The sequence below is a fragment of the Actinophytocola sp. genome, from assembly GCF_035762905.1.
Taxonomy (GTDB): domain Bacteria; phylum Actinomycetota; class Actinomycetes; order Mycobacteriales; family Pseudonocardiaceae; genus DASYTH01.
The window spans coordinates 1-5,435 of sequence record NZ_DASUCC010000079.1 but is presented as its reverse complement, the minus strand read 5'-3'; the positions used below and the strand labels follow the sequence as shown (position 1 = coordinate 5,435).

Here is a 5,435-nt window from a genome sequence, read left to right as displayed (position 1 = left end):
GGTGTACACGTACGGGCTGGCATCGGCATTGCGCGCCGGGTGGTACGCCGTCGCCACGCCGGTCGCGAGGCTCCCGGCCAGCAGCCCGCACGCCTCGTTCGGCACCTCCGCGCGAGCGTGCGCGATGAGCTCTTCGGCGATCCGCAGTGGAAGGGTCAGCCCCGCCTCGATCACCACAGCAGCGACCCGTCCAGCTCGTCCTCGAGCTCGTCGACGTCGCGGCTCCACAGGTCCGTGGACAGGTACTTCCAGCCCCCGTCGCAGACCACGAAGGCCACGTCCGCCCGCTCCCCGGCGGCGACCGCGCGGTCCGCGACGCCGAGCGCCGCGTGCAGGATCGCGCCGGTGGAGATGCCGGCGAAGATGCCCTCGGTCTCCAGCAGCTGCCGGGTGCGGCGCACGGCGTCGTAGGAGCCCACCGAGTACCGGCCGGTGAGCACCGACGGGTCGTACAGCTCCGGCACGAAGCCCTCGTCCAGGTTGCGCAGGCCGTAGACCAGCTCGCCGTAGCGCGGCTCGGCGGCCACGATCTGCACCTCCGGCCGCCGCTCGCGCAGGAACCGGCCGACCCCGACCAGCGTGCCGGTGGTGCCGAGACCGGCCACGAAATGGGTGATGGTGGGCAGGTCGCGCAGGATCTCCGGACCGGTGGTCTCGTAGTGCGCGCGCACGTTGTCCGGGTTGCCGTACTGGTAGAGCATCACCCAGTCGGGGTTCGCCTCGGCCAGCTCCTTGGCCCGGCGCACGGCCTCGTTCGACCCGCCCGCCGCAGGCGAGAACACGATTCGGGCCCCGTAGGCGGCCAGCAGCTCCCGGCGCTCCTCGGAGGTGTTCTCCGGCATCACGCAGACCAGGCCGTAGCCCTTCAGCTTGGCCGCCATCGCCAGCGAGATCCCGGTGTTGCCGGACGTCGGCTCCAGGATCGTCGCGCCGTGCCGCAGCCGGCCGTCCCGCTCGGCGGCCTCGATCATGGCCAGCGCCGGGCGGTCCTTGATCGACCCGGTGGGGTTGCGGTCCTCCAGCTTGGCCCACAGCCGCACGTTCTCCGCGGGCGCCAGCCGCGGCAGGCCGACCAGCGGGGTGTCGCCGAGCGCGTCGAGCAGGGATTCGTATCGGGCCACGCCGGGTTCAGCCCCCGGCGACCGCGGGCAGGATCGTCACCGTGTCGCCGTCGGCGACCTTGGCGTCCAGTCCCCCGGAGAACCGCACGTCCTCGTCGTTGACGTAGACGTTGACGAACCGGTGCAGCGAACCCTCCTTGACCAGGCGGGCCTTGAGGCCGCCGTGGCTGGCCTCCAGGTCGTCGATGACCTCGGCGAGCGTGTTCCCGCTGGCCGCGACCGTCTTCTCGCCGCCGGTGTGGCTGCGCAGGATGGTCGGGATGGAAACGGTGACCGCCATGGAATAACCCTCCACTGGAACTTCAGACGGCTCGAGGCTGGTCGTAGGACTCGACCACCTCGACGGGCTCTTGGGTGACCTGGCCGTCCACGATCCGGTACGACCGCAGCTCGTGGTCGTGCGGGTCCCGGGTGGAGACCAGCACGTAGTGCGCGTCCGGTTCGGCGGCCAGGTTGATGTCGGTGCGGGAGGGATAGGCCTCGGTGGCGGTGTGCGAGTGGTAGATCACCACCGGCACCTCTCCGTTGGCTTCCATCTCCCGGTACAGCTTGAGCAGATCGGCGGAGTCGAACTCGTAGAAGGTCGGCGAGCGGGCGGCGTTCACCATCGGAACGAACCGCTCCGCCCGGTCGGATCCCTCCGGGCCGGCGATCACCCCGCACGCCTCGTCGGGATGATCACGCCGGGCGTGCGCCACGATCGCCTCGACCAGATCTCGGCGTAGCTGCACGCCATCCATCCTAGGGGCCGGAAATCGGGCTCTCAGGTTCTGGGACGGGCCACACGTCGTGGTAGGCGGGCAGACCGGCCAGGCTCCCGGCGGCCAGCACGCCGTGCACCACCGCGCGGGCGAACACGTCGGCGGCCACCGCGCACAGCCGGTCAAGCAGGTAGGCCCGGCCGGCCGGGGTGTCGTCGGCCAGCGCCCTGGCACCCGTGGCCACGGCGAACACGGTGTCCCCGTCGAACATCGAGTGCGCCGGGCGCACCGCCCTGGCCAGGCCGTCCTGCGCCGCGACGGCCAGCCGCCGGCACTCGGCCTTGGTCAGCGCCGCATCCACCGCCACCACGCCGATCGTGGTGTTCAGGTCGGCACGCGGCGCGGCCGGCAGGGTGCCCGGCCGGTCCGGCCAGCGCACCCCGAACTCGCCGGCCACCTCGAGGTCGGCCGCCCATGGCCGCCCCGTCGCCGGGTCGACCGCCTCACCCAGCGCGTTCACCGCGGCCAACGCCCCGACCGTGCAACCGTCCACCGTGGCGCTGGCCGTGCCGGTGCCGCCCTTGAGCGAGCCCACCTTGGCCCCGGTGCCGGCCCCCACGCAGCCCGTGGCCACCGGTCCAGCCGCGGCCGCCACACAGGCCAGGTAGCCGAACTCGGCGTCCGGCCGGTTGCCCCAGGCGCTGCGCGGCAGGTCGAACAGCACGGCGGCGGGCACGATCGGCACCACCTCGTGCGGCTGCGCGCCGACCCGGAAGCCCCGGTTGCGCTCGGCCAGCCAGCGCATCACCCCGTCCGCCGCGGCCAGGCCGTAGGCGCTGCCACCGGACAGGCACACCGCGTCCACCCGGGACACCAGGTTCTCCGGCAGCAGCAGGTCGGTCTCCCTGGTCCCCGGAGCGCCGCCGCGGCCGTCCACCGACCCGGTCGAGCCGTCCGGACACAACACCACCGTGGTGCCGGTGGCCCAGCCGTCGCCGATCCGCTGGTGGTGCCCGACGAGGACACCGGCCACGTCCGTAATGGAGGTGTTGGACGGCTCGCTTCCGCTCACGGCTCGTCGCCCGACAGGGCGTGCACCAGGCTCTCCTGCATCCAGGTCAGCCACTGGTAGACACCGAGGTGCGGGGCGCGTGGGTCGTCGGCGGGCAGTTCGTCGGGCATGTCCTCGGTGACGTCGAGCGCGGTGCCAAGGGCCAGCCGGACGTCGTTGAGCGCGGAGAGCCAGGCGTCGGCGTGCTCGAGCGAGAGGCGGACCCGGCCGCCGTTCTCCGGACAGGTCCGCAGCACCACGCCGGCGACTCCGGTCTTCAGGTCGAGCAGCTCGGGTTCGTGCAGCGAACGCAGCGCGCCGGCCGCATCGACCTCGGCGTCGGTCGGCTCGTCGTCCAGCCGGTGGAAGTCCGGCAGCAGCCGGGACAGGATCGGGTCCTGCGGCGGAGTGGACGGTCCGGTGCGGATGCCGGTCAGCTCGGCCAGTTCGTCGCTCGGCGCCTCGGCGGCCCGGGCCCGCAGGATGTCGTCGATCTGGGTCACCAGGCCGCGCAACACAGCCGCCTCGTGCCGGTCGATGTCACCGACGACGGTGTTGCCCTTGCGCTTCCAGGGATTCACGAGTCGTGCTGCATGGTCGCCCACAGGCCGGCCGCGTGCAGGCGCGCCACGTCACCCTCCACCTTCTCCTTCGATCCCGAGGAGACGATCGCCTTGCCCTTGTGGTGCACGTCGAGCATCAGCTTGGTCGCCTGGTCCCGGCTGTACCCGAACAACTTCTGGAACACGTAGGTCACATACGACATGAGGTTGACCGGGTCGTTCCACACGATGGTCTGCCACGGATTGTCTTCGACCCCGAGCTCCGCCGAGGTGGGCTCGACCCGCGTCTGTTCCTGGTCGACAGGCGTGGTCATAGGTCAATACTGGCATGTCTAGGCTCCGGGCATGAGACCCGGGAGCAGCACCGCTCTGCTGACTGACCACTACGAGCTGACCATGCTCACCGCGGCGCTCGCCGACGGCACGGCGGACCGGCAGTGCGTGTTCGAGCTGTTCGCCCGGCGGCTGCCGGCCGGGCGCCGGTACGGCGTGGTCGGCGGGACCGCGCGGGCGGTCGAGGCGATCGGCCGGTTCCGGTTCGGCGACGACGAGCTGCGTGAGCTGGCCGACCGGTCGGTGGTGGACAAGGCGACCCTGGACTGGCTGGCCGGCTACCGGTTCTCCGGCGACGTGGACGGCTACCCGGAGGGCGAGCTGTACTTCCCGGGCTCGCCGGTGCTCACCGTGCGCGGCACGTTCGCCGAGGCCGTGCTGCTCGAGACGCTGCTGTTGTCGATCATGAACCACGACACCGCGATCCTGTCCGCCGCGGCCCGCATGGTCAGCGCCGCCAACGGCCGGCCGATCATCGAGATGGGCGGCCGGCGCACCCACGAGGACGCCGCCGTCGCCAGCGCGCGGGCCGCCTACCTGGCCGGATTCGCCAGCACCTCCAACCTCGAGGCCGGCCGCAGCTACGGCATCCCCACCGCCGGAACCTGCGCGCACGCGTTCACCCTGCTGCACGACACCGAGCACGCCGCGTTCGCCGCCCAGGTCAAGGCGCTCGGCCCGGGCACGACGCTGCTGGTCGACACCTACGACATCACCCGGGGCATCGACACCGCGATCGAGGTGGCCGGCACCGGGTTGGGCGCGATCCGGATCGACTCCGGCGACGTCGGCGTGCTGGCCCGGCAGGCACGCGAGCAACTGGACCGGCTGGGCGCCCGGAACACCAAGATCGTCGTTTCCGGTGACCTGGACGAGTACGCGATCGCGGCGCTGCGGGCCGAGCCGGTGGATGCCTACGGGGTGGGCACCTCGCTGGTCACCGGCTCCGGCGCGCCCACCGCCGGGATGGTCTACAAGCTGGTCGAGGTGGACCGGCGTCCGGTGGCCAAACGCAGCTCGCACAAGGAGTCCCGGGGCGGGCGGAAGGCGGCGCTGCGCCGGCACAAGCCGACCGGCACCGCGCTGGAGGAGGTGGTGTACGTGATCGGCAGCGACGGCTTGACCGTCGGCGAGCACGACCGCGAGCTCCAGGTTCCGCTGCTGCGCGACGGCGAGGTGGTGGCGCCGGCGGCCACGCTCGAGGAGAGTAGGCAGCGGGTCCGCCAGGGCCTGGTGAGCCTGCCTTGGGAAGGGCTCAAGCTGTCCCAGGGTGATCCGGCCATCCCCACCGTCCACGTCGGCTGAGGAGGATCCCGTGGCCAAGGCACTGATCGTGGTCGACGTGCAGAACGACTTCTGTGAGGGCGGTTCGCTGCCGGTGGCCGGCGGCGCGGCGGTGGCGGCGGCGATCAGTTCGCTGATCGCGGCCGGCGGCTACGACCGCGTGGTGGCCACCCGGGACTATCACATCGACCCGGGCGACCATTTCAGCGCGACGCCCGACTTCGTGGCCAGCTGGCCGGTGCACTGCGTCGCCGGTACGCCGGGTGCCTCGTTCCATCCGGAGCTGGACGTGACCGGTATCGAGGCGGTGTTCTCCAAGGGCGCGCACGCCGCCGCGTACTCGGGTTTCGAGGGCTCGGAAAGCGCCGGGCGCCCGCTGGCC

General features: G+C 72.1%; 8 protein-coding genes. 2 read left to right on the top strand and 6 right to left on the bottom strand.

Translation table 11 applies throughout. The annotated features are described in order from the left end of the window. Positions 1–170 precede the first annotated feature (170 nt). From VFV67_RS16385 to clpS, 6 genes are read right to left on the bottom strand one after another with little or no spacing between them, the layout of a single operon-like run. Complete coding sequence (locus tag VFV67_RS16385) at positions 171–1,121, bottom strand: cysteine synthase (RefSeq protein WP_326470974.1); 951 nt, start codon at positions 1,119–1,121, stop codon at positions 171–173. 7 nt (positions 1,122–1,128) lie between these two features. Beyond that, positions 1,129–1,401 carry a MoaD/ThiS family protein gene (locus VFV67_RS16380; RefSeq protein ID WP_326470972.1) on the bottom strand — a complete coding sequence of 91 codons (273 nt, stop codon included), beginning with the start codon at positions 1,399–1,401 and terminating at the stop codon, positions 1,129–1,131. 22 nt (positions 1,402–1,423) lie between these two features. Beyond that, complete coding sequence (locus tag VFV67_RS16375) at positions 1,424–1,861, bottom strand: M67 family metallopeptidase (protein ID WP_326470971.1); 438 nt, start codon at positions 1,859–1,861, stop codon at positions 1,424–1,426. Position 1,862: 1 nt separating this feature from the next. Then, the gene (locus VFV67_RS16370; protein WP_326470969.1) at positions 1,863–2,894 is read right to left on the bottom strand and encodes a P1 family peptidase; all 1,032 of its coding nucleotides are present in this window, start codon (positions 2,892–2,894) and stop codon (positions 1,863–1,865) included. Further along, entirely contained in the window at positions 2,891–3,454 is a 564-nt protein-coding gene (locus VFV67_RS16365) for a DUF2017 domain-containing protein (protein ID WP_326470967.1), read from the bottom strand. Before VFV67_RS16365 ends, VFV67_RS16370 begins: the two co-directional genes overlap by 4 nt. Next, on the bottom strand, positions 3,451–3,750 hold the full coding sequence (clpS, locus tag VFV67_RS16360; RefSeq protein WP_326470965.1) for an ATP-dependent Clp protease adapter ClpS: 300 nt from the start codon (positions 3,748–3,750) through the stop codon (positions 3,451–3,453). The genes VFV67_RS16365 and clpS overlap by 4 nt, the downstream gene beginning before the upstream one ends. Positions 3,751–3,781: 31 nt before the next feature. Here clpS and VFV67_RS16355 point away from each other — a divergent pair, with 31 nt between their 5' ends. Then, complete coding sequence (locus VFV67_RS16355) at positions 3,782–5,074, top strand: nicotinate phosphoribosyltransferase (RefSeq protein WP_326470964.1); 1,293 nt, start codon at positions 3,782–3,784, stop codon at positions 5,072–5,074. Between the two features lie 10 nt (positions 5,075–5,084). Next, positions 5,085–5,435: isochorismatase family protein (locus tag VFV67_RS16350; RefSeq protein ID WP_326470962.1), on the top strand; the 351-nt coding region annotated here is incomplete at its 3' end.